This window comes from Streptomyces sp. WAC06614 (genome assembly GCF_003949795.1).
Lineage (GTDB): Bacteria > Actinomycetota > Actinomycetes > Streptomycetales > Streptomycetaceae > Streptomyces.
In genome coordinates this window covers 1-2,623 of the sequence record NZ_RPRY01000556.1, presented here as the reverse complement: position 1 = coordinate 2,623, position 2,623 = coordinate 1, and the positions used below count along the sequence as shown (strand labels likewise).

Below are 2,623 nucleotides of genomic sequence, written 5' to 3'. Positions count from 1 at the left end.
GAGCGTGGTCGACTCGGCGGTCTACCACGACGGCCGCCGCACCGCCTCCCCCACCACCCTCGCCGAAACCTTCCGCCTCCTACGCGACCAGCCGGACGGCATGGCCTGGATCGGCCTGCACCGCCCGACCGAGTCGGAACTGCACTCCCTGGCGACGGAGTTCAACCTCCACCCGCTCGCGGTGGAGGACGCCCTGGAGGCCCACCAGCGCCCCAAGCTGGAACGCTACGGCGACACCCTCTTCGTGGTCCTACGGGCCGCCCGCTACCTGGACGCCCAGGAGGAGGTCGACTTCGGCGAGCTCCACGTCTTCGTCGGCCCGGACTTCCTGATCACCGTCCGCCACGGCGCGGCCCCCGACCTCTCCGCGGTCCGCCGCCGCATGGAGGCCACCCCGGATCTCCTGTCCCTCGGCCCGGAGGCGGTCCTCTACGCCATCCTCGACGCGGTGGTCGACGGCTACGCCCCGGTGGTCGCCGGCGTCCAGAACGACGTGGACGAGATCGAGACCGAGGTCTTCCGCGGCGACCCCGAGGTCTCCCGCCGCATCTACGAACTCTCCCGAGAAATGGTCGAGTTCCAACGCGCCACCCGCCCCCTGGTCGGCATGCTCCACGGCCTGATGGCAGGCTTCGCCAAGTACGGCACGGACGAGGAACTCCAGCGCTACCTCCGCGACGTCGCCGACCACGTGACCCACACGAGCGAACGCGTGGACGGCTTCCGCCAGGCCCTGACCGAAATCCTCACGGTCAACGCCACCTTGGTCACCCAACAACAGAACGCCGAAATGCGCGCCTTGGCAGAAGCGGGCTTCGAACAGAACGAGGAGATCAAGAAGATCTCCTCGTGGGCCGCCATCCTCTTCGCCCCGACCCTGGTAGGCACGATCTACGGCATGAACTTCGAGACCATGCCGGAACTCCACTGGGCGGCGGGCTACCCGTTCGCGATCCTGCTGATGGCGGTGGTCTGCGTCAGCCTCTACGTCATCTTCAAGAAGCGGGACTGGCTGTAGCGAACCAGCCTGGAAGCTTGATTGATTTAGCGTAAGCAAATCATGGACCGTACCCCAAGGGGCCCCGTGGGGAGAATCTGGGGAGTATGCGCGGCAAGGGGTCGACCAGACGCAGCGCCGCCAACTCACCAGGGGCGGCGCCCGGCGCAATCGTCACCGACCGCGCTCCGCGGGAAATGGCCATTTGGTACGCCCTCATTTCCGCAGCGTGAGGCACGGCCCGAAGCATCGATACAGACCAACGGGCCGCATAGTCGGCCGGACATTGCCAAAGACATGGCCGACTTGCACCCTTGCCGCCCGCACGATCATGACGGTGCATCAGGTTCTGTCAGTGGTCGCCGCTACAACCGAACTGGAAGTCCGCACGGCGCGGACCGATGGGGAGGGATTCAGCATGCCGAAGGTTCCGGACGGATACGTGCGCGTGAGCAGCTACATCCGTCGCAAGCCAGGTCCCAGGAAGGCCAAAGGCCTGAGCGTCTGGGCAATCGCCGGCTTGTGCGCGGTGGTATGGCTCTGGGGTCAGGTCTTCGGGTTCGGCGACGGCTCCGCCGAGCAGCAGCCCGCGCCGAAGCCCGGCGTATCCGCGCCAGCGGGCGGGCAGTGACGGGCCGGCGGCGGCGAAGCATTCGGTGGCGACCGCGCAGTACCGCAGACGTCCTGGGTGCGGCAGCCGTTGCCCTCGCGCTCGCGGTCGCCCTGGCACAGGCTGCATCCCGCCTCCTGACGAAGGCCGCCGCGAGCTGGCCGCTGCTGGTCCTGATCGGCCTGGCCCTCGCCTCCGGCTTGGTCTGCCTCGGGCTACGGCGCTCCCGCCGGAACCGCGCGGACAGCGAGAGGCTGGCTCGTCTGTGCATCACCTTGGCCGAGTTGGATGCGATGGACGACCAGCTGTTCGAGTATGCGCTGCGCGATCTCCTCGTCCGCGACGGCTGGGCGGCCACGAAGGTGGGCGGGGGCGGAGACCAGGCCGCGGACGTGATCGGCGTCCTGGTCCCCCTCGGACGGATAGTGGTGCAGGCGAAGTACACCCGCGTCGGCGGCAAGGTCGGCTCGTCGGTGATGTACGAGGTGAAGGGCACGGCAGGGCCCGCGCACAAGGCGGACCACGCCGTCGTCGTCACCAACGGCTCGTTCACGCGCGACGCCATGGCCTGGGGCGACCGCCACGGAGTGCACTGGGTCGACCGCGACCGACTCGACCAATGGGCCCACGAGGGCAAGGCCCTGCACGAACTGCTCGGACTGCCCTCGCGGCGCCCCCGCCTGCCCTGGCGTCGAGCGGCATGAAACACAGAGCCTGACCGACCAACGGGAACGGGTGGCACAGCATGTGCTGTGCCACCCGTTCTCAGGCAAGGGCAAGTCTCTCGGACGTACTGAGGAGCCACTCCGGGCGACGCATCGACTGCCACGCGGCCCTTGCGGCCAGCCTCGGGCATGAAGCGGGCTTAGCAGCCGAGGCTCTCCCAGGGTGCAGGGCACGGAAAGCCGGGGGGTCCCTGGGGGTGTTCGGGTGGGTCGTAGGATGCGCGTGCTGGGCGCTCCTGGGCGCACTACGGCTCCGGGGGAGGCGCGGCGGTGGGTGGATCGGGTGCGGGG

3 protein-coding genes are annotated in these 2,623 nt (G+C 68.7%); all 3 read left to right on the top strand.

Translation table 11 applies throughout. The features are described from left to right. Positions 1–1,018 (top strand): magnesium and cobalt transport protein CorA (locus tag EF918_RS34605; protein ID WP_260610973.1); only part of this gene is annotated, 1,018 nt, incomplete at its 5' end. A gap of 316 nt (positions 1,019–1,334) precedes the next feature. Further along, a complete protein-coding gene (locus EF918_RS34600; protein WP_260610972.1) occupies positions 1,335–1,628 on the top strand; it encodes a hypothetical protein in 294 nt (97 codons plus the stop codon). A gap of 53 nt (positions 1,629–1,681) precedes the next feature. Continuing rightward, positions 1,682–2,311 carry a restriction endonuclease gene (locus EF918_RS34595; RefSeq protein WP_260610974.1) on the top strand — a complete coding sequence of 210 codons (630 nt, stop codon included), beginning with the start codon at positions 1,682–1,684 and terminating at the stop codon, positions 2,309–2,311. Positions 2,312–2,623 lie beyond the last annotated feature (312 nt).